General features: G+C 64.1%; 1 protein-coding gene and 1 pseudogene. One reads left to right on the forward strand and one right to left on the reverse strand.

Features of this window, described 5'->3' with window-relative positions:
- Positions 1–122: 122 nt before the first annotated feature.
- Positions 123–449, reverse strand: coding sequence for a LysR substrate-binding domain-containing protein (locus P7D22_RS23050; RefSeq protein ID WP_319936577.1), 327 nt, complete (start codon positions 447–449; stop codon positions 123–125).
- Positions 450–520: 71 nt separating this feature from the next.
- On the opposite strand from P7D22_RS23050, the pseudogene P7D22_RS23055 reads away from it, so the two are divergent.
- Positions 521–1,562 (forward strand): annotated as a pseudogene (locus tag P7D22_RS23055) (transposase); the annotation flags it as partial.
- Positions 1,563–1,613 lie beyond the last annotated feature (51 nt).

Here is a 1,613-nt window from a genome sequence, read left to right on the forward strand (position 1 = left end):
GTGTGCTCTTCCTCTCAGGAAGCCCTCCCGCGAGAGCGGGTTCGTCCATGGGCGCACTACCGACAGGCTTCTCTACATCGCCAAATGGCCGGTTGCGAGCATGCGGGCAACGGGCCTGCCGATCAGAAGAGTACCATCGAGGTCCGGTGGACGTGGCCACTGTCGAAGAGGCGCTTTGGTATCGTGTCCGCGAAGAACTCCGTCGTGCGTCGCACGCGAGCCGGAACGAAGCGGCGCTTTGGCCAGACCACATTCACATCCCTGGTGCCGCGTACGAATCCGTCGAGGACCGTCACGACGTTCGGACTCGCAAGTTCTCCGACGAGCAACGCCTTGGTGAAGAGTCCGATGCCGAAGCCTGCCAGGACACCCGCCCGAATCGTCTCGATGCTGTTGGATGTGATTAGGCGTGGAATAAGACCCCTGTTTTCGGGGGTATAGGCGTCCAAACGGGAGTCTGACTCATTCTTGATGACGTTGTTGGCTTGGCTTGTGCTGGTTCACGAAGATGATCAGCACCATGCAGCGGAAGCTTCCTTCTTCGTCCTTGATCCCGGCAGGATTGGTTATCGACAGCATTTCGGCCGATGCCGCGATGCTGACAATTTCGGTGCACGCCCTATCGAACGAGGCGAGCTGCCCGTTGTGCGGCGGCGTGTCGTCGCGCGTTCACAGCCGCTGTATGCGCCACGTGTCCGATCTCCCTTGTGCAGGTCGCGGCATTCGCCTTCGTCTTGCTGCCCGCCGCTTCCTGTGCGGTGCACCAGGCTGCCCGCGACGGATCTTTGCCGAGCGTTTCCACGACGCGGTGCTCCAGCCCCGCTCACGCCGGACCGCAAGGCTCGACGGCATCGTCCACCACCTTGGCCTCGCTCTCAGCGGGCGTCCCGGAGCGAGCTTCGCCCGACGGCTCATGCTGCCGGTGAGCAGCGACACGCTTTTCCGCAGCGTACGGCGGCGATCGTGCCGGCCGACGGAACCATCGCTATGGCAGCCTCGTCTGCGACTTCGAACGGCGTCGGATCGTGGCGCTGCTTCCCGACCGGGAGGTTGCGACCATACAAGCCTGGTTGGCCGATCATCCCGGCATCGCGATCGTGTCGCGCGATCGCGGCGGCGGGTATGGCGAAGCGTCGACCAAGGCTTTGCCAGATGCGATCCAGGTCGCCGATCGCTGGCACCTCATGGAGAATGCCAGCACAGCTTTTCTCGATGCCGTTCGCAAATCCATGCGCGCCATCCGCACCGCGGTCGGCGCGACGGTGATCGACCCGAAGCTGCTCACGTCCGCAGAGCGGCTTCAGTACGAGGGCTTCCTGCGGCGGGAGGAGACCAACACCGCGATCCAGGCGCTTGCGACGAATGGCGTGCCGATCAAGCAGATCGTCAAGCGGACCGGGTATAGCCGCAAGCTCGTGCGGCAGGTGCTCCGGGGCGAGCGCACGGATGTGTTCCGGACGCGGCAGTCCTCCCTGGAAGCGCACCTGCCGCTTCTCGACGCACAGTGGACCGCCGGCTGCCGCAACGGCACCGAGTTGTGGCGCCGCTTGCGATCACACGGCTGTCCGTCGTCAGGCTTTTTGGGACAGCTGGCGGCGTGAACTAAGGGTGGG

This window comes from Lichenihabitans sp. Uapishka_5 (assembly GCF_033947565.1).
Taxonomy (GTDB): Bacteria; Pseudomonadota; Alphaproteobacteria; order Rhizobiales; family Beijerinckiaceae; genus Lichenihabitans.